The sequence below is a fragment of the Sporomusa termitida genome, from assembly GCF_007641255.1.
Lineage (GTDB): Bacteria > Bacillota > Negativicutes > Sporomusales > Sporomusaceae > Sporomusa > Sporomusa termitida.
The window spans coordinates 2,028,506-2,047,172 of the sequence record NZ_CP036259.1; the positions used below are offsets into that span (position 1 = coordinate 2,028,506).

Sequence of the window (18,667 nt, forward strand, 5' to 3'; positions counted from 1 at the left end):
ATGAGGCATTTCGGGCGGATTTTAACTGCTATGGTAACCCCGTTTAACAATGATGGCAGTGTTAATTATGGTGAAGCTGTTAAATTGGCTCAATACCTTGTAAACAATGGTTCAGACGGTCTTGTTGTCACCGGCAGTACCGGTGAAGCGGCAACCCTGACTAAAGATGAGAAAATTAAACTTTATACGGCTGTACTTGAGGCTGTGGGCGACAGGGCCACAATCATTGCCGGTACAGGTACCAATGATACCAGAGACTCTGTTGAACTGACTAAATTTGCCGAGCAAACCGGCGTCCATGGCGCCATGGTCGTTGCTCCCTATTACAACAAACCGCCCCAGGAGGGGTTATTCCAGCATTTCCGGGCGATAGCCGAGTCCACAACCTTACCACTGATTGTGTATAATGTACCGGGACGCACGAGTTCCAATATCTTGCCGGACACGATCGCCCGCCTGGCTGAACTGGAGAATATTGCTGCTGTAAAAGAAGCCAGCGGCAGTTTGGAGCAAATTTCTGAAATCATTCGTATTACCCCTGAGGACTTTTTAGTATATAGCGGTGATGATACCCTGACTCTGCCGGTGCTGGCGGTGGGCGGCCAGGGGGTTATCAGTGTGGCCGCTCATATTGTCGGCAGCCGTATGCAGGCCATGGTAAACGCTTTTTACGCCGGGGATATGGCCAAGGCTAAGGACCTGCATCTGGAACTCCTGCCTTTCTTCCGGGTGATATTTGTTACCACCAATCCCATTCCGATCAAAGAGGCGGTTAACCTGATCGGTATCAAAGCCGGCCCGGTAAGACTGCCGTTAGTACCGCCCACTGCCGGTGAAACGGCGCAGCTTACAAAGGTCATGCAAGCATTAGGCGTGTTATAATTATTTAACGGTTACCGGTAGCGCGAGCTACCGGTTTTTTTTGTATGTGGAGGCAGGTTTTGCATATAATATTTAAGAGCGAGTAGACCACTTGTTGTCAGCGAATACTAAATAGGTTATAATTATTCACAAGTGGACAGGACGGCCGGTTTCTAGTGATGTGCTTAAATGAACGGGCAGTTACAACTTAATTGACTAATATTTTTGGAGGTGTATGTTTTTTTGGCTCGACAACCAGGCAAGGTACAGATTATCCCTCTGGGCGGGATGGGGGAGATCGGCAAGAATATGACGGTAATCCGTTATGGTGATGAGATCATTGTAGTTGATGCAGGGTTAATGTTTCCGGAAGATGACATGCTGGGCATTGATCTGGTAATTCCCGATATCAGCTATCTGTTGGACAACCGTGAGTTAGTCAAGGCTATTGTCTTAACCCATGGGCATGAAGACCATATTGGTGCTTTGCCATATGTGTTAAAACAGCTTAGCGTTCCCGTATACGGAACTCGCTTGACGCTGGGGATCTTAGAGGGACGCCTGAAGGAAAACAATGTTTCAGCCAGCAACCTGCATGCTGTTAAGTCAGGGGATCAGATTCAAATCGGCCATTTTTCCATTGGCTTTATCCGGGTAAGCCATAGCATCGCCGATTCGGTGGCTTTATCAATTAAAACGCCTGTAGGTGTCATTGTCCATACAGGAGATTTTAAACTTGATCAAACACCGGTTGACGGTAAAGTCACTGATTTTCACAAATTTGCCGAATTAGGCGACCAGGGGGTGCTGGTGCTGCTGGCAGACAGTACGAACGCCGAGCGGCCCGGCTATACGCCAAGTGAGAAATCAGTGGGCGTTACCTTTGATGATGCCTTTCGCAATGCCCGGGAACGAATTATTATTGCCTCATTCTCATCCAATATTCACCGGATTCAACAGGCAATTGACACTGCCTGCAAATACCGGCGCCGGGTGGCCATCCTGGGCCGGAGTATGGTGAATGTTGTTACGATCGCCTTAGAACTTGGCTATTTAAATATTCCCGAGGGCGTTATTGTTGATATTGACGAAATTAACAATTATCCCTCATCAGGCATCGTTATTTTAACAACAGGCAGCCAAGGTGAACCCATGTCGGCACTCACTCGGATGGCTATGTCGGATCATAAAAAAGTTGAGATTATTCCGGGGGACACCGTAATTATCTCGGCCACGCCGATACCCGGCAACGAGAAGCTGGTATCACGGACGATTGACTTTCTTTTCCGGCAGGGCGCCGAGGTTGTTTATGAATCCACCTCCGGCATCCACGTATCCGGGCATGCCAGCCAGGAAGAGCTTAAGCTGATGCACAATCTGCTGCGGCCGAAGTTCTTTATCCCCGTACATGGCGAATACCGGCATTTGATTAAGCATTCTAAACTGGCCCAGTCCTTAGGTATGGCCAAGGAAAATATTTTTGTTGCCGAAAATGGCCAGGTTCTGGAATTTACTGCCGACAAGGGCGCTGTAACCGGCAAGGTAACCTCAGGCAATGTCCTGGTGGATGGCCTGGGGGTTGGCGATGTGGGGAATATCGTCCTGCGGGACCGCCGGCAGCTGTCGCAGGACGGCATCCTTATTATTGTGGTCACGATGGATAAGCAGCGCGGTCAGGTAGCTGCCGGTCCGGACATTGTATCCCGCGGTTTTGTTTATGTCCGTGAGTCTGAGCAGCTGATGGAGGATGCCAAGGAGCGGGTTAAACAGGCCCTGGAAAAATGCGAGCTCAATAATATTACCGAATGGGCAGCAATTAAGTCCAATGTCCGTGATACCCTGGGCAAATATTTATATGAACGCACACGCCGGCGGCCGATGATTCTGCCTATCATTATGGAAGTTTAACTAGAAAAACTTGACTTCTGCCAAGTCATTTAGACGCCGGCAGAAGCCGCAGTCGTTCCTGACATAATCAGAAAGCAGATTCCTTTCTGATTATGGTATAAAAGCCCTGGCGTAGTCAGCTTGCCGCTAAATACGCCAGGGCTTGCGTATGTTTTGGCCAGGCACCCACTTCTCAGAAGACCGCAGCGGTTAAATAAACCAGAAAAAGAGTAAGGCCAGCAACAGCACCCAAAAATGGGATACCAGAAAAAATACGATTGCGGCAAAAACCAACCAGAATAGCATAAATAGTCCCACCTCTGCTTGTTATTTATTACATATTATGTTTGGTAAAAAAATATGTTACCGGAATAATGTGTCATGGGGACGGTTCTCTTGACACAGGTTGCCTATAAATAGTAAAGGGGCAGTTTCAAATTCCCCTGTGATTCTGCCTGCCAGGAGCAGCGTGGCGGCCGGCTGGCGGCCGCCTCTGCGGTGATCTGTGCGGTAGCGGCCAACCGGAAAACTCATTCATTAAGGAACGAAAAACTGCCAGGGAAAGAACCAACCAGCCCTTAATGGCGAAAAACACCAAAATACTGGTTTGAGTAAAAACACCAAAAACCGTAAAATGTAGATAGAACGCGGGTTCAGAAGCGCGTTTTTATCGGACACATTGAGGGGGAGGATTTACGATGAGCCAGTTAATGGAAATTGTACACGCTGATGGGGAATGGGCAGTTTTAGACAGGGTATCATCTGAGGAACAAGCTGAATAACCAATATAAAATACCCTATGAAAGCAATGCCAAATGGACGAAAAGAAAAGACCTTAAAGCAGAGACTTTTGGTATGAAGGGGTAATTACTGCTGTAGTAACTAAACCAGTTTATATGGGTATTCAGGTATGGGGCGGGGAATGGTACGACTGTCCTGCCATTGATGCTATATTCACTAAAGAAGAATGGGAAGAAGGCAACAATGTTTATCTGGCAAAGCAGGGCAAGAAAATACCTCAATTTCTTTAACGAATAATATCATCAATCCCTTATTTAGGGTATTTACAGAAGGATTCCTTTGAAGTATACTTGCAATACAAAAGTGTTATCATCTAATATTCACAATATAATGTATACAAGAAAATCTGTATATTGACAAAATTACCCACTGCTGTTATATTTTAATCAAAGAAAAAACAAAGGAATCCTTATAAAAAAATAGAATATAATATATTTTTGGTGCAGGTGCTCGGAAGAGCCTAACAGAAAAGCCGGTTAAATGCCGGCGCGGACCCGCCACTGTAATGGGGAGCAAAACCATGTATGCCACTGGGAGCAAAGGTTCCTGGGAAGGTTTGGTGGAGCAATGATCCAGAGCCAGGAGAACTGCCTGCATAACAATCACCGTTTTAACCTGCGATGGACCGGGAAGGGGATTGCTAGTGCAATGTTGCATTTTGTGCCGACAGCTTTGTCGGCTTACAAGAGGCCTTTCTGGATGCTATCATCTCAGGGAGGCTTCTTTTATTTTGCATAATGGTGGACAAACAGAAACGAAACTTTTATCAAGCTGCTAAGTGGATGCTTCTCACGAGGTACAATCTTCAGTAGCTGTTGTAACATAAACATAGCGGGAAACGGACCCACAAACATAAACGAATAATCATGGTACAGGTGCCTTTTTAGAAGGCTTAATAGGGAAGTCCGGTTAAAGACCGGCGCGGTCCCGCCACTGTAACAGAGAGTCAGCCCTACAATGCCACTGGAAGAGATAAACATTCCGGGAAGGCTGGGCAGGTGATGAACTGGAGCCAGGAGAACTGCCTGTACGGAAAATCTTCGCTTAACCTGCGATGAACAGGGAGAAGATTAGGCTGCAGCTTGTGTGAGCTTTATCCTTGCACAAGGCAAATCGTTACCGAAAAAGGAGGGAAAAAGACTAAAGCCTGCAAAACAGCAGGTGCGAATCGAATAATTACTGTCGACAGTATAGGGGTAGATTAGATTGACAAAACAGGAACAGATCAACCGGTTAACACAGAAGCTTTTGGATTGCGGCTATCGTTCGAGTCAGGTCAAGCAAATCATCAGTGAAGCTTCAGAAAATACTACAACGGCAGCCAGCAGTTCGCAGCAGGAAGAGTTGATTATTGAAGCTCTGCAAAGCTATGTGGAATTTGGTATCAAGTGTAAGAAGAAAGGAGCCCGCGATTAATAAGCGATATCGCTTATTGAGCCGGACACGCAAACATCACAGAAATTTTCGCTGGATGAACGGAATAAAGCCAGTAAAAAAAATGTGGTCAAAAGAGTACTATTATCCTGAAAGCACACATAAGATGAATAGGAAAACAACAACATAACGTTGGGATAGGTGCCCTTCGGGGCTTAATAGGGAAGTCCGGTTAAATGCCGGCGCGGTCCCGCCACTGTAACGGGGAGCAATCTCGCATATATGCCACTGAAGCTACTGCTTTGGGAAGGCGCGGGATGGTTATGAACCGGAGTCAGGAGAACTGCCTTATCCAGCAATCACCGTTTTTACCCACGAGGTATGGGGAGGAGATTACGTGAAAACCAAGGCCGGATTCCGGTCGGTTAGCGTAAACACTCCCAACAAGGGAGTTTTTTTATTTGGTATTATTTATGGTATGCATATTTCATCATCGTAGCATAATCGGAAAGAGAGAGGTTTTATATTGAAGCAACGCAGGTTAAAGAAAAAAGTTCTGGCGGTTAGTATCGCCTGTGCGCTGGCGCTAAGCACCACGCCAACATTTTATAGCTTTGTCTATGCGGCCGGCAGCGAACAATCGCAGGAGACAAACGAAACAGCAACCGCGCCTGACGGCAAGCAGGCGCAGGAAACCGGGGAAGTTGCGCCGGCAACTGACAGCGAGCGATTGCGGGAAATTAATGAAGAAGCAAACCGCGACAAACCCTGGCAAAAGGAATACGCATTGGAAGCGGTAACGGTGGAAGCACCACGCCCCGACTGGGAGTCCAAGCTCTCGCCCGGCACCGTAACCGTCATTGAACCCGATAAATACAAAGGCGAGCAAAAAACGTTGCCTGAACTTCTGAAAGACGTACCCGGCGTCCATATCCGGGAAGTTATGGGCAAGGGACAGTACACCACTGTCAGCGTCCGGGGCAGCACGGCGGCCCAGGTCGGTGTGTTCGTTGACGGCGTACTGGTCAATCTCGGCGGCGACGCGGCTGTCGATTTGTCCACCATTCCGGTGAAAAATGTAGCCCGCATTGAGGTCTACCGGGGCTATGTCCCGGCCCGTTTCGGCGGCACTTATATGGGCGGCGTCATCAACGTTGTCACCAAAAAGCCGGAAAAGGCAAATGTATCCGCCTCCTTCGGCCAGCGCTCCTATGGCGGCTACAGCGGCAGCCTGGAGCTTGACATGCCGCTGGGCAAAGGCAGCCTGCTGGTCGGCATCAACCGCGACCAGAGCGACGGGAATTTCAAATATACAAATTTTGAGGCCCAAAAATTGGCGGCCGGAGCACAGGCCCAGTACGATCGGTCTATGGCTCAATTTGAGGAATCAATTCAACCAGTTTATGAAATGTATGCCCCCATCTTTGGTTGGACTTCCATCCAAGATATGTTAAATGATCCCGATATGGGACCTATGTTTGCAAAGTTTCCCGCCCACAATTATTGGGAGGTCTTTGAAAGCCAACCCACCCAGGATGCCACCCGGGTCCGCCAGAACAACGATTACAAAAATACCGACGTCCTGATCAAATGGCAGGATGACCACTGGCTGATCAAGGGTAGCTGGAAGAACATCGACCGAGGGCTGCCGGATGCCGTAAAGAGTATTTGGCAGGATCTTCCCTCGCACTTTATCGCTCCCCCTGACCCCTTAGTGGATCAGACAGAGAATGACTATGTCCGGAGGATGAAAGACGCCTATCAGATAAATCAAGGGCGGCGGCAGAACCAAACCGACAAGGCGCTGCAGGTAGGCCGGAGGGATAATGCGGGCAACATGGAATGGGGCTGGCGGCTGGATTATCAGGATGAGGACAAAGACTACCATTCGGATATTCGCCGTATTCAGGAATTAGTCAATCCGGGCAACGGCCACTTCATCGGCCCCCTGCGCGAATGGAGCAGCTACAATTCCGGCCGTTTCGGCGGGGCGCTGGATGGCAGCTACAAGGCCGGGTCCAACCATCTGCTGGAATTCATGGCCAACTACTCCCATGAAACCCTGCGCATTGACGGCAATGGCATGGATAATATTAATTATGCCGCTCACTACCGGTATCGATATAAATATGAGCAAGATATGTTCAATATCCAGCTCCAGGACACGATTACCCTGAACAAAGCCGGCGATTTCTGGTTCACGCCCAGCGTTCGTTATAATTATTCCCAGGTTACCGGCTATTCGCGGTATGCCAACCCGGAACATCCCTGGACACATAGCCAAGATGAGCAGTCTAATGGCAAGGCTACCTGGCAGGCTGCCCTCAAAAAGCAGCTCGACGATCACTGGACGCTGCGTTCGACCTTCGGCACCTACTACCGGCTCTTAAACCTTTATGAGATTGCCGGGGACGGGGCCGGCATCCTGCCTAAGCCGGATTCGGACCGCACCGACGCGATGTTTCCGTTGCCCGAGGAAGGCACGCAATGGGACTTTAGCGTACTGTATCAGGGGAATATGCTTAATGCCAAATCCAATTTTGCCTTAACCTATTTTGGCCGTGATTCGGACAATATGCTGCAGCTCCGGCGTGATGGTTATGACTATTGGTGCTATAGCAATGCGGCCAAAGGCAAAGCTAATGGCGTGGAACTACAGAGCAGCCTCAAATGGGACAAGTGGGACCTCGATCTGTCGGCTACCTATCTGAATACCAAGGCCCAGACTAAATACGGGAACCGTCCCGATTCGCCTGATTCTTACTGGCAGGACATTGTCCAGCCCTATACGCCTGATTGGGAAGGTTCACTGCGTCTGACCTATCGTCCCGACACCCGGACGGCGCTCTTCGCCGAGGTGAAATATGTGGATGAAATGTATGTCAGAGAGAGCGTAAGCAAGTGGCAGACTGCGCTGACCACTGTTGGCCTGGGCGTGAAGCACAAACTGAATAAAGATTTGCAGTTCACTGTTGGCGTTAACGACCTGTTCAATAAAGGACCGGAAATTGAAGAGCGGGCTATAATAACGAACCCAACCAATCCGGACTACCCTGTCCAGATAACACAAGCCGCTTATCCGATGCAAGGCCGGACCTATTACGCCACGATGCAGTATAATTTCTGATTTATAATAGGACGATTAAGGAGGTGATGCCGATGAGTATTGCCAAGTGACGGGTTGTTTATGGAGGTGATGAACACAGGTAAGTAAAGTGTAAGTAAGGCAAGTAGAATGCAAGAATAATATGGGAGGGATTTCAATGGCTATATCTTTACTGGGTTATACCATCGTCGATTCCACATATTCGGCAGGAACTGCCGGCGCGATTGGGGCCAACAGCAGAACAGACGCCCCCGCGTCATTTACCGCTTACCCTGCTCAGGTTCCTAGTTTAAACGGTGATCCGAGCATTTACAATTACCGGACTGTCTTAGGTCAGACTAGGGTAGTTATTGGACAATATGACTTTGTTACATTACCACTTCCTTATCAGGTGTGGGACCCGGCTACTGTGCCGCCTTGGAGCAATATAGCCACAAACCGGTCTTGGCCGGCAATCAAAAACCTGTACAGCGTGGCTACGCGCGGCTATTGGCTCTATCCTATTGATTACGACTGGGCCAATATTGCTGTTGTTAATATGCTGACTGCTGCCTATCCGCAAACAACCAGCTACACTTTCCCGGCACATTTTGATGCGATTGAGGCGGCTGCCGGGCGTGGTCCGATTGTACCGGCCGGAAACCAGAATAATGGTGTGGCCATTGTCGCCAACGGTACTTCTATATATGCTCTCTTCACCACCGTGGACGACCCTTGGGCAACACCTCCGGTATACCAGGAAAGCACCATTGTGCGGATGAGTGTTAACCTGCTGACAGGAGCACTGACTTACACAGCCGGCGATTATGTCAAAGTTGGCAAAAATGCCAGCACGCTGGAATTGAGCAACGGCAATTTGTATGTCTGCGCTATCGGCGGCGGGCAGCAGCCAAGTTCGGCTAACGCCGAAACCCGCATCGACATCGTTGATCTCAGCACCTTCCCGGCGGTCAGTTCGGTGACAACAGCGGTCACGCCGGCCAGCTCGGGGATTACGGGCGACTACCGGGATATCTCGATCATTAATAGCAATAACGCTTTTGTTCTTGCCGGCCACTTTATAAATAATTTTGGCGGATTTACCGGTGGTGTCTATAGGGCAACGCTGGCTAATATCGCCGCCGGCAACCTGGGAACCAAAGTGGTTGATATCGTCAATGCTCCGGATTATTTCTGGGCTATCGCTGCCGAAGATGTTCCTACCGGCGGCAATGACCGGCTCTGGTTTGTCCGGGGTAATCCGGTTGAAATCTATTCCCCGCTGCCGGTCAGCACTGCGGCTACGCCGGCCAGAACCTTCGCTCCGGCTGCTCTTGGCACCGGTACAGTTAATGTAAATATCAATTCCATTACGCTCATTCAGCCGTCGTTGTTTAGCGCTCTCGGCGAACGGGAAGGCCAGTCACCTAAGACCTTCGTGCCACACGCTATTCTGGCCAAACAGGCCCGCAGCGCCGCCAAAGCGCTGGGCGTTATTCTTCCGGAAGAAGAAAAGAAATAACCCGGAAAAAAGCGAAAAAAACATAATTTTCTTCAATAAGCAGGTGAATTTGGACTGGCGGGTAATATGCTTGCCAGTCCAAATTTTATCTTCCATGTTTTAATCTAGTAGGGGGTTGATAGTATGGTAAGTGTACCGAAACTTGATTTTGCCTGCCTGGATACGGCGACCCCGGAGGAACGAAATGACGCCGATCAGAAGATCGCGCAATGGACGGCTGAGATTCTGGCAGACCTGGAAAAAAAGCTGGCCGGGTATAACGAAAAAGAATTAAACCGGTATTTGCAGGTGGTGGCAAAATTCAGTCCGTTTTTGCCTAATGCCCCAAAGCCGCTCCACTTTAATCAGTATTTTCCCTTAATTGTCTGGTATACTTTAGGCAATTCCTTGCATTTTGACCAACAGCGGGGGCGGCGCATAGCCTTTAGCGCCAACGACATCAACGCCTTTTTTAGCCTGTTTTTCCATGATTATTTTACAGACAGCCCTCATCCTGATTATTTTAGACCGGTCCGAAATCTTTACGACACCAAGCCGTTTACCGATCAGTTTAGCGGCCAAAGCACAGAGAGAAGAAAGAAAGAGGATTATTATGCGCTCGTCAAATATCTGAATGAGAAAAGAATCATTAAATTGACACAGAAAACCCAGAGCATAAAACTGCATCCCTGGATAGGTACCACCATTCTTTATGAGCTTTGCCAGTTTATTCAGGAATGCAGCAAAATGACCGGTGCGGAAACAGAATGGCCGCCGTCACTTAGATGCATGATATTGTATGAACTTTCGCTGCTGCAAAGTCAGCAAAGCCAAAATAAGGAATAAAACTAACCTTTACTGCATTTGAATGACTAGGAACTTGTTGCAAAACTTGCATAAAACACTCACAATATATAGTGTGAATCAGTAATCAGCATACGATTGGTTAGGGCATCTCTTCATATAATGATGACAAGTAGGTGCACTCTTGGAAGAAAACAAAGCAATGTTGTTAGAATTAACTCCGTTTATTGCGAAAGCGATGGCCAGCCGCTTTGAAATTCGTCAGGAATTAAATAAAATTTTTGCCGAGGGTTTGGTTTTAGTCAATATATTCGGCAAAACCATGGCGGGAAAACGGTATTGACGGCGACATTTACAGCTTTTCGCCTACTAGAGTGCTGGTGACGGCAGAAAAGAAACAGGGCCTTACCGGGAGGCCTTTTTTAATTCTGGTAATATTTACTTTTCGCTTTAAACTTGAATTAAAATTGAATCAGGGTATAAGATATGAAATTATGAATGTTCCATTATGTGGAAGGTGTGTGATAATATACAAACTGTATACGATATGAAAACCACAGGAGATAAGGTCAGATTTCTTAGAGCAAAAAGACCCTACAGCGCCTAAAAGGAGTGACAGGCCGCAAAGGGTGAGATCTTATTGAAAAACAGGGCAGACTAATGGTATACTATGAGTAGAAAGTCTAAGGGTGGTGTTATTCATGACTATTGCTAAAGTAAAAGCAACTGCTAAGCCATATAAATCTGAAGAAGATCGCTGTTACCGCCAAGTCATGGCTGAATTTGATAAGATATTCCAAGAAGGCAGGAAAGAGGCTGCCCAGAGTGATGGCATTTCCTTACGGGATTATATGAAAGAGACAAGGACGCGATTAGGTGCAAGCGAATAAATACGATATACGGCTTATGTCAAGAGCCAAGGCCGACTTGAGGGAAATCGAAGCCTATTACCTACGAGAAGGCGGCAGAGAGTTGGCGGGAAAAATTCTTGATCGGGTTTTCGAGGAAATCCTAATTTTTGAAGATTGCCCACGGGCGGGGCGGCCTTACAAACGCCAAGAGCAACGCTTATTTCCGATTTATGCCGGGAGATATGTCGTTGCTTATCTCATTGATGAAGGTAATTGGCGTAAAAATGGAGCTGAATAAAAAAGAAGCCTGGCAGGAGCGAATTTCCAAGTCTGGCATGACAGGCGCTGACTACCCGGACACGTTGGCTATGGTATACGATATGTCACAGAGCCGGGAAACGCTGGCTAATGATAAGGAATTGAAACTCATTGAAACTCATTGAAACCCATTTGGCGCGAATCAATGAAATTACCATTAGCATGGCCAAAGCCAGGCGTGATGAAACTGATACGGCAGCAACTACTATTACTGATCTCCGCGAGCAGCTTAAAGCCGCCAAGGCAGAGATGGTTGACATACAGGAAGCTTCAAAGAAAGAAGCATTTAGAACTCAATGGCCAAATTAATCTATTGCATGAAGAAATGCGTCAGATTCGCCATGAAACAGATAACGAAGTGATCGAGGCTAGTACCTTGTTACGACTATATATTATTGAAGTGTATATATGGAATTCTATTACAAACACTAATAGAGGCCTTCTAGACCAGAAGCCTAAAGGAGATTAAACCAATGAACAAAAAAAGGAAAATTCAATATCACCTGGGAACGGTGCAATGGGCAGAGGGAAATAATCCAATGGCGGTGAAATTATATGAGCAACTTATAGTCCAAGCCAGCATCCAAAAACTGAAGAAAATGAAATACTGCGATAGCGGGCGTTTTTGTGTTATTTGCCAGAGAGGGCCAGGTGGGCGCCGGGTATAATAGTTTTTGCTAACGCGACCCGAAAAATAAAAATACTGCGGCAGAGAAAAAGGATTGCCGCTGATCATAGCAATGAATGGGTGGCTTCAGCGGGCTGGAAATTTTATATTGAATGTTTCATAACAAGAACCGGCGTTTAAGCCGGCTTCTTTTTTTTACAGCAGCTTTTCCTTTTCCCGGCGAGGTTTTACGCTAAGGCTACTGCAGACCTGGGGGAGGGCTAAAAGGTACACCGGCCAGCAAAAGGAGGCGTACCTTTACTTTAGCGCTTATTGTCTAATAAATTTAAAAAACCGACTCTGTAAAGTCGGTTATGTATCCGGTGCATATCTTTAAAACGGGTATATAGTATCCCCCTGTAAAGTCCAAATATTACTGAATATCATTTTTCATTCGCTCTAGAAACAATTGCAAAGCCTCTCTCTGGCCGGGGGTCAGGGTTTTAGCAATAGTTACTAATTGCTTAATATCTATTGGTATTTCAGTTTCCTCATCGGAAAAGAAGTCACTTAAACTTATTCCTAAGCCAGCACATATTTTACTCATAGAATCAACAGTAGGCTGCTTTTCGCCTAATTCTATCTGCCTTACAAAACCTTGTGACAATCCTGCAATAGCTGCGAGTTTATTTGTACTATACCCTTTTAATTCACGTAATTCAATAATGCGTTTTGTGATATCCATTTTTAACCACCTTAAAAATAATTCTATAGTAATAATAGCATAAATCGCTATTGAAAAAATAATATCATAGTATTGACTAGTTATTGCTATAGAATTAGAATGTTAAACATAAGACGTAATAAAAAAGGAGGATTGAGAAAGATGACGCTTGAAAAATTGCGGAATAGCAAAAATATGTCACAGCAAAAGCTGGCAAAGGCAACAGGCTTAACTCAGGGATATATTTCCGAACTTGAGCGTGGTGCCAAGAAAAATCCCGGCCAGGTAGTAATAAAAAAGTTAGCAGTTGCTCTTAACGTATCAACTGATATGATTTTAGGATTGTTTCCTGATACATTGCCTGATACCAAAGAAAACTAAAAACCGACCAAACCGGCCGGTTACTTATGTAACTATTTTTTTATATAAGGACTACTTATTTCGATTGGATTAAAGAAAGCCGCCACGTCGATTTCTAAACCCTCCGCGATTAGGAATAACATATCTATAGAAAATGCGGAATTGGCCTGCGGAGCTTCAATTTTAGATATATGGCTTACACTGACTTCAATTTTTTCCGCTAAGGCTTCTTGGCTTAATCCGCGTATATTCCGGTAAAAAGCTACCTTTCTGCCAATCTCTCTATATTTTTCAACATATCTTTTCGGTTTCCGCAATACTTATCTCCCCCCCTGCGTCCATTATACTGGGGATGGAAATGCAATTGCACTTCACAAATAATATAATAATATTGCATTATTTGTGAAATAAATGGTATTATATGGTGAAATAGATAGTGATCTTGCAGCTGTTTTAACATCTACGGCATATCTTCGCTATAGTCTTCCCTGAATCCTGTTTAACGACAAATGCCTTTTCAAGTTATGGGAAAAGTCCGCCAACAAGTAGAAATTATTTTTACCATACAGCTTGACCATAAGCACAGAACTGGTTGCATTAAAATCAGATCAGGACTTAAAAGATCTTCTGAAAAAGCCGATAAGACTCTCTATTAGCAAACAGAGAGTCTTTGGATACTAAACTAGAGGAGCTATTGAGGGATGCTTAAAAGGAAAAAAAGATTAACAGTAAACAAAAGACAGGAATATGATGATTTATGTGATAAAATCCGGGAATTGAGCCTGGAATATGATCTTTTAGACAAAGAGAAAAAAGATATAACCGAAATAAATAAGCGGCTCGGTATGCTGTTAGATAAGTGTTTTGCCTTTGTGCGAAGAGAATATTACAATAAAAACTGAACCTGATGCTGTTACCGCGGCCGCAGAAAATTTTGTGCAAATAAAAATGAAAATCTTCCATCTGACTAAAAATAACGAACAACCTTGGCTAACTGTTTTCCCGGTTAGACACCCCTGGGGGCTGGCGTGTTGGTGCATGGCAGTCCTTTGCTTATATTTATACCCGGAACTTGAAAATATGGATCACCGGGGAACTGCGGCGTGGAGAAGACGCGAAGTTTCCGGTATGAAACTCGAATCCAGGTCCATACTAGTAATGATAATACTAGTTGGAGGGAAATTATGTTAAATAATGATAACCCTGTTATAGCACCTCCTGGAACAAATCCGGAAAACCCGCAGGAACCGGTGCTGCCGGCAGAAGTCCCTAAAAAACAACGTTCTGTTTCAGCCAAAAAGGGGGCGGCAGCCGGGAATATTCAGGAATTAGGCAGTGCTGAAATTCCGGTCGCCAAATCTAATGTTCACGTAATGACGATCATTGGTCAGATTGAAGGTCATATGGTGCTGCCCCCCAATTCAAAAACGACCAAGTACGAACATATTATGCCGCAATTGGTAGCCATAGAGCAAAGCCCGGAGATTGAGGGGCTTATGCTGCTTTTAAATACGGTTGGCGGTGATGTCGAAGCCGGTCTGGCCATTGCCGAAATGATCGCCAGTATGTCTAAACCATCTGTTTCCATTGTCCTGGGAGGCGGTCATAGTATTGGTGTACCTGTGGCAGTATCGGCTACGCATTCGTTTATTGTTGAAAGTGCTACAATGACAATTCACCCGATCCGCTTGACCGGCCTGGTAATTGGAGCGCAAAGTTCCTTTGATTATCTGGAAAAGATGCAGGAACGTGTTAATAACTTTGTTACCTCACACTCGACTATATCTGAGAAGAAATGGAAAGAACTGCTGTTTAAAACCGGTGAATTGTCGCGGGATATCGGTACCTCTGTCGTAGGCCGGGATGCAGTGCGATATGGCCTTATTGACGAAATTGGCGGTGTTGCCTCGGCAATGAATAAACTGCAGGAGATTATCCGCGCCCAAAAAGAGACTAAGGGGTTGAAGCAATAATGGTACTGTGGACCATTATGCCGGATGAAGCTATCTTCGCCCAGGACTATAGTCCTGTTTTTGAAGATGTTGAATTCGCAGGCACAAGAATGCTGGTTGAGAAAACCGCTGATGATGAATATCGGGTCGTACGCCTATTATCAACTGATCCGCAGGATTATCTAAGGTACGATATTCAGCCGGGCACAGTCTTTCGCAATGATTATTTTCGCTAGCTGACTTAAAGCGCTCTCATAATGGGAGCGCTTTTCTTTCGCCCCATCAGAATTTTTATAAAAATTAAGGCTATGATCTAAGGGATAAGAAAAATCTTTGGCTTCTGCCGGCATCCTGCAGGACTTGGTATAAGCCAAGTTTTTCTAATAAAATAAAGGATTTTTCTCCATTATGTAGAATGCAATACTGTTAGAGGTGGTATGTTTTGCCTAAATGGTTAGCCCATTTAACTCCTGAATTAAGACATGAACTATTTGGCATCACAATGGTGACCGGAGGGCTGCTGGCGCTGGTCAGCCTGCTTGGTTTAAATGTTGGTCCCCTTGGTCTGTTTGTTGCCAAAATCCTTAGGTATACTTTTGGGCTTGGCGCCGTGGCTGTGCCGCTAGTCTTGCTGATTATAGGCTTAAAGTATATTATGGTAAAAAGTTCAATTGCATACACTGTGAAATTCTGGGGTCTATTGCTTTTATATTTTATGGCTTTAGCCATTTATCATCATATCAAAATTCCCGTCGGTCAGGAGATATTGCCTGACAGTCTGGTATCAGGCGGCGGTTTTGCCGGTGGGATGATGCTTTTTTCACTACGCAAATTATTAGGTGTCCATGGTTCGATCATTGTTTTATCGGCATTATTGCTTTGTTCATTGCTGATGGCAACAACGTGGTCGCTGGCAGAAACATTAGTAAGTGCTAAAGAGAAAGCTGTAGAAAGCCTGGTTTCTGCCCGGGAAGCGATTGCTGCCTCCACAGAGACCATATTTCAGGACGCAGAGGAAGACGCGGCCGAGCGTCACCCGGTATTTTATGACCAGCAGCGTGACGGCAAGGCGGAGTTTTCGGCTGCTCCTGTCAGGGAAAGCAGCTCAGATTTCATTAAAGCCGAATATTCATCCCCGGCTGAATTGCCCGCGGCCTCGCCGCTGGCTATGGTTAAACCGGCAGCGGCCGGTATTAATCCTGCCTATGGGCTGCCGCCGGTATCGCTGTTAAAGAAACCAAACCGGATACGGTTGACCCGGGTCCCCAAAGAAGTTGCCGACAATGCCCGCATCTTAGAACAGACGCTGGATAGTTTTGGGGTCAGTGCAAAAGTCATAAATACCTGTCAGGGACCGACTGTCACCCGTTATGAACTTGAACCGGCCCCGGGCGTAAAGGTAAGTAAAATAGTTAATTTGGCCGATGATTTATCGCTTAAGCTTGCCTCATCAGGGGTTCGCATTGAAGCCCCCATCCCGGGCAAAGCCGCTATTGGCATTGAAGTGCCGAATAAGGAATTGTCAGGCGTTGCCCTGCGGGAAGTGTTGGAGAGTGATGAATTCCAGCGGTCTTCATCGGGACTGACTGTTGCTTTAGGCAAGGATATTGCCGGCCAGCCGATTGTTACCGATCTGGCTAAAATGCCCCATTTGCTGGTAGCTGGAGCAACCGGTTCCGGTAAGAGTGTTTGTATAAACACGCTGATAACCAGTGTATTGTTTAAAGCCCGGCCGGATGAAGTTAAGCTCGTACTCATTGATCCTAAGATGGTGGAGTTGTCCAATTATAATGGTATACCGCATTTATTAACTCCGGTGGTGACTGATGCCAAAAAAGCGGCGTCAGCTCTAAACTGGGCTGTACAGGAGATGGAGCGCCGGTATGAGGTTTTTGCGACAGCCGGAGTTCGTGATATTTCCCGCTATAATGAGCTGCATCCTGAAAGCAGGCTGCCCCTGATCCTCATCATAATCGATGAGCTGGCTGACTTAATGATGGTGGCTCCTGTTGATGTTGAGGATGCCATATGCCGTCTGGCCCAGAAGGCCAGGGCCGCCGGTTTGCATTTAGTGCTGGCCACCCAGCGTCCGTCTGTTGATGTTATTACCGGTACAATAAAAGCGAATGTGCCTTCGCGGATTTCGTTTGCTGTTTCTTCCCAGGTTGATTCGCGCACCATTTTGGATATGGCCGGAGCAGAAAAGCTCCTGGGCAAGGGCGATATGCTGTTTTACCCGGTCGGAGCTGCTAAACCGCTCCGCGTGCAGGGAGCCTTTATTGGGGATACTGAAGTTGAAGATCTGGTCGCCTATATTAAAGCCCAGGCAGAACCTGAATATACTGAGGGAATAACGACTGTGGAGGCCGGGAGTGCAGATAAAGAGGAAGCAGCGCATTATGAGGATGAGCTTTTGGAAGAAGCTGTCCGGATGGTACTGGAAACAGGGCAAGCCTCGGTGTCGATGCTGCAGAGAAAATTCCGGATCGGGTATACCCGTGCGGCCCGGCTGATTGATACTATGGAAGAAATGAAAATTGTCGGGCCTAATATCGGCAGTAAAGCCCGGGAAATTATTATGAATTCGGAGCAGGTTTATTCACGGTACTTCAAAAAATAAGTTGTTGTGGTGCTGACCGCATTGCCAGGGCAGACTAGTAGCGGATGACCGATACGTGGTTATGAAAAAAACGACCCTTCTGCTTATGATACTTGGTGAAGGCTGATGATGCGGTGCAGGTCACAGTGGATACAATCGACTATTTACAAAAGTTAGGAGGTAGTTGCATTGCAAACAGTAGGGGAGATTTTACGTGCCGAACGTGTAAAAAAAGGCCTGACAATAAAAGATATTGAAAATGCCATAAGTATCAGGGCTCTTTATATTGAAGCGATAGAGGAAGGGAATTATGGCATTATCCCCGGCGAAGTGTACTTGAAAGGTTTTATCCGCAATTATGCAACGTTTTTAGGGCTTGATTCGCAGCAAATCATGGAGGTCTACCGGCAGAATAAAGAGCTGGCAGATGCGAAGGCTCCGGCTGCTCAGCCGGAGGAAACAGCCGCCGCCCCCCCGGCAGCGGCTGGCGGCGGCTTAACAAAATGGCTGGCAATTGCCATTGTGGCAGCCGGTGTGGTGGCGGGAATCGCCTGGTGGTCGGCTGGCAGCAAAAATGCTGAACCGTCCCAAAAACAACGAGAACAAGCCGCTCAGCAGCAGCTGCCTGCACCGCCGGCAGCACCTCTTCAGGCTGCCCAGACGGCAAAACCGGCCAGTAAAGTTGTGATAACAGCTACCTATAATGGGCAGTGCTGGACCCAGATCATAGCCGATGGCAAAGAGATCTATGAAGGGATTCCCAAAAAAGGCGAGTCATTTACCTGGGAAGCCGCCAACAGGCTTACTGCCAAATTTGGCAATGCCGGTGCTGTCGACCTGGTATATAATGGCAGTGTTGTGGGGAAAATTGGAGAGAATGGCGAGGTAGTTGCCAAAACGTTCACCTTGAGTGATATTACACAGTAAAAAGTGAGGGTATTAT

At 46.7% G+C, this 18,667-nt stretch carries 22 protein-coding genes and 3 riboswitches; of the genes, 19 read left to right on the plus strand and 3 right to left on the minus strand.

Annotated features, from left to right (window positions below):
- Together dapA and SPTER_RS09315 are read left to right on the plus strand one after the other, a co-directional pair.
- The gene (gene dapA / locus SPTER_RS09310) at positions 1-882 is read left to right on the plus strand and encodes a 4-hydroxy-tetrahydrodipicolinate synthase (protein WP_144350154.1); all 882 of its coding nucleotides are present in this window, start codon (positions 1-3) and stop codon (positions 880-882) included.
- A 267-nt stretch (positions 883-1,149) separates the two neighbouring features.
- Positions 1,150-2,769, plus strand: coding sequence for a ribonuclease J (locus SPTER_RS09315; RefSeq protein ID WP_246105614.1), 1,620 nt, complete (start codon positions 1,150-1,152; stop codon positions 2,767-2,769).
- Positions 2,770-3,111: 342 nt separating this feature from the next.
- On the opposite strand, the gene SPTER_RS24695 is transcribed toward SPTER_RS09315, so the two are convergent.
- Complete coding sequence (locus SPTER_RS24695) at positions 3,112-3,282, minus strand: hypothetical protein (protein WP_170233222.1); 171 nt, start codon at positions 3,280-3,282, stop codon at positions 3,112-3,114.
- Positions 3,283-3,644: 362 nt separating this feature from the next.
- Here SPTER_RS24695 and SPTER_RS25620 point away from each other — a divergent pair, with 362 nt between their 5' ends.
- The 11 genes from SPTER_RS25620 to SPTER_RS09355 all read left to right on the plus strand — a co-directional run bounded on the left by SPTER_RS25620 (position 3,645) and on the right by SPTER_RS09355 (position 12,150).
- On the plus strand, positions 3,645-3,779 hold the full coding sequence (locus tag SPTER_RS25620; RefSeq protein WP_281289514.1) for a hypothetical protein: 135 nt from the start codon (positions 3,645-3,647) through the stop codon (positions 3,777-3,779).
- A 197-nt stretch (positions 3,780-3,976) separates the two neighbouring features.
- A riboswitch (cobalamin riboswitch) is annotated at positions 3,977-4,158 on the plus strand.
- A gap of 247 nt (positions 4,159-4,405) precedes the next feature.
- Positions 4,406-4,592, plus strand: a riboswitch (cobalamin riboswitch).
- Positions 4,593-4,755: 163 nt separating this feature from the next.
- Positions 4,756-4,965 carry a hypothetical protein gene (locus SPTER_RS09320; RefSeq protein ID WP_144350156.1) on the plus strand — a complete coding sequence of 70 codons (210 nt, stop codon included), beginning with the start codon at positions 4,756-4,758 and terminating at the stop codon, positions 4,963-4,965.
- A 140-nt stretch (positions 4,966-5,105) separates the two neighbouring features.
- Positions 5,106-5,288: riboswitch (cobalamin riboswitch) on the plus strand.
- A gap of 374 nt (positions 5,289-5,662) precedes the next feature.
- Positions 5,663-8,050 (plus strand): TonB-dependent receptor, encoded by a 2,388-nt coding sequence (locus SPTER_RS09325; protein ID WP_425474363.1) that lies wholly within the window; start codon positions 5,663-5,665, stop codon positions 8,048-8,050.
- Positions 8,051-8,186: 136 nt separating this feature from the next.
- A complete protein-coding gene (locus tag SPTER_RS09330) occupies positions 8,187-9,530 on the plus strand; it encodes a hypothetical protein (RefSeq protein ID WP_144350157.1) in 1,344 nt (447 codons plus the stop codon).
- A gap of 123 nt (positions 9,531-9,653) precedes the next feature.
- Positions 9,654-10,355 carry a hypothetical protein gene (locus SPTER_RS09335; RefSeq protein WP_144350158.1) on the plus strand — a complete coding sequence of 234 codons (702 nt, stop codon included), beginning with the start codon at positions 9,654-9,656 and terminating at the stop codon, positions 10,353-10,355.
- Between the two features lie 142 nt (positions 10,356-10,497).
- Positions 10,498-10,656 carry a hypothetical protein gene (locus SPTER_RS24700; protein ID WP_170233224.1) on the plus strand — a complete coding sequence of 53 codons (159 nt, stop codon included), beginning with the start codon at positions 10,498-10,500 and terminating at the stop codon, positions 10,654-10,656.
- A gap of 358 nt (positions 10,657-11,014) precedes the next feature.
- Positions 11,015-11,203 carry a hypothetical protein gene (locus SPTER_RS09340; RefSeq protein ID WP_144350159.1) on the plus strand — a complete coding sequence of 63 codons (189 nt, stop codon included), beginning with the start codon at positions 11,015-11,017 and terminating at the stop codon, positions 11,201-11,203.
- On the plus strand, positions 11,190-11,462 hold the full coding sequence (locus SPTER_RS09345; RefSeq protein ID WP_144350160.1) for a type II toxin-antitoxin system RelE/ParE family toxin: 273 nt from the start codon (positions 11,190-11,192) through the stop codon (positions 11,460-11,462). Before SPTER_RS09340 ends, SPTER_RS09345 begins: the two co-directional genes overlap by 14 nt.
- Entirely contained in the window at positions 11,449-11,607 is a 159-nt protein-coding gene (locus tag SPTER_RS24705) for a hypothetical protein (RefSeq protein WP_170233225.1), read from the plus strand. Before SPTER_RS09345 ends, SPTER_RS24705 begins: the two co-directional genes overlap by 14 nt.
- Before the next feature lie 7 nt (positions 11,608-11,614).
- Positions 11,615-11,791, plus strand: a complete 177-nt coding sequence (locus SPTER_RS09350; RefSeq protein WP_170233226.1) for a hypothetical protein — start codon at positions 11,615-11,617, stop codon at positions 11,789-11,791.
- Positions 11,792-11,955: 164 nt separating this feature from the next.
- On the plus strand, positions 11,956-12,150 hold the full coding sequence (locus tag SPTER_RS09355) for a hypothetical protein (RefSeq protein WP_144350162.1): 195 nt from the start codon (positions 11,956-11,958) through the stop codon (positions 12,148-12,150).
- Between the two features lie 372 nt (positions 12,151-12,522).
- Here SPTER_RS09355 and SPTER_RS09360 read toward each other — a convergent pair whose 3' ends face one another.
- Positions 12,523-12,834: a helix-turn-helix domain-containing protein gene (locus SPTER_RS09360; RefSeq protein ID WP_144350163.1), complete on the minus strand. Its 312-nt coding sequence runs from the start codon at positions 12,832-12,834 to the stop codon at positions 12,523-12,525.
- A gap of 141 nt (positions 12,835-12,975) precedes the next feature.
- Here SPTER_RS09360 and SPTER_RS09365 point away from each other — a divergent pair, with 141 nt between their 5' ends.
- Entirely contained in the window at positions 12,976-13,194 is a 219-nt protein-coding gene (locus SPTER_RS09365) for a helix-turn-helix domain-containing protein (RefSeq protein WP_144350164.1), read from the plus strand.
- A gap of 32 nt (positions 13,195-13,226) precedes the next feature.
- On the opposite strand, the gene SPTER_RS09370 is transcribed toward SPTER_RS09365, so the two are convergent.
- A complete protein-coding gene (locus SPTER_RS09370; protein ID WP_144350165.1) occupies positions 13,227-13,490 on the minus strand; it encodes a helix-turn-helix domain-containing protein in 264 nt (87 codons plus the stop codon).
- 384 nt (positions 13,491-13,874) lie between these two features.
- Here SPTER_RS09370 and SPTER_RS09375 point away from each other — a divergent pair, with 384 nt between their 5' ends.
- From SPTER_RS09375 to SPTER_RS09395, 5 genes are all read left to right on the plus strand, one after another.
- Positions 13,875-14,075 (plus strand): hypothetical protein, encoded by a 201-nt coding sequence (locus SPTER_RS09375; protein WP_144350166.1) that lies wholly within the window; start codon positions 13,875-13,877, stop codon positions 14,073-14,075.
- Between the two features lie 282 nt (positions 14,076-14,357).
- Positions 14,358-15,146: a ClpP family protease gene (locus SPTER_RS09380; protein ID WP_144350167.1), complete on the plus strand. Its 789-nt coding sequence runs from the start codon at positions 14,358-14,360 to the stop codon at positions 15,144-15,146.
- Entirely contained in the window at positions 15,146-15,361 is a 216-nt protein-coding gene (locus SPTER_RS09385) for a YlzJ-like family protein (protein WP_144350168.1), read from the plus strand. Before SPTER_RS09380 ends, SPTER_RS09385 begins: the two co-directional genes overlap by 1 nt.
- Positions 15,362-15,627: 266 nt before the next feature.
- A complete protein-coding gene (locus SPTER_RS09390) occupies positions 15,628-17,745 on the plus strand; it encodes an FtsK/SpoIIIE family DNA translocase (protein ID WP_144352833.1) in 2,118 nt (705 codons plus the stop codon).
- A 168-nt stretch (positions 17,746-17,913) separates the two neighbouring features.
- Complete coding sequence (locus tag SPTER_RS09395) at positions 17,914-18,651, plus strand: helix-turn-helix domain-containing protein (RefSeq protein WP_144350169.1); 738 nt, start codon at positions 17,914-17,916, stop codon at positions 18,649-18,651.
- Positions 18,652-18,667: the final 16 nt, after the last annotated feature.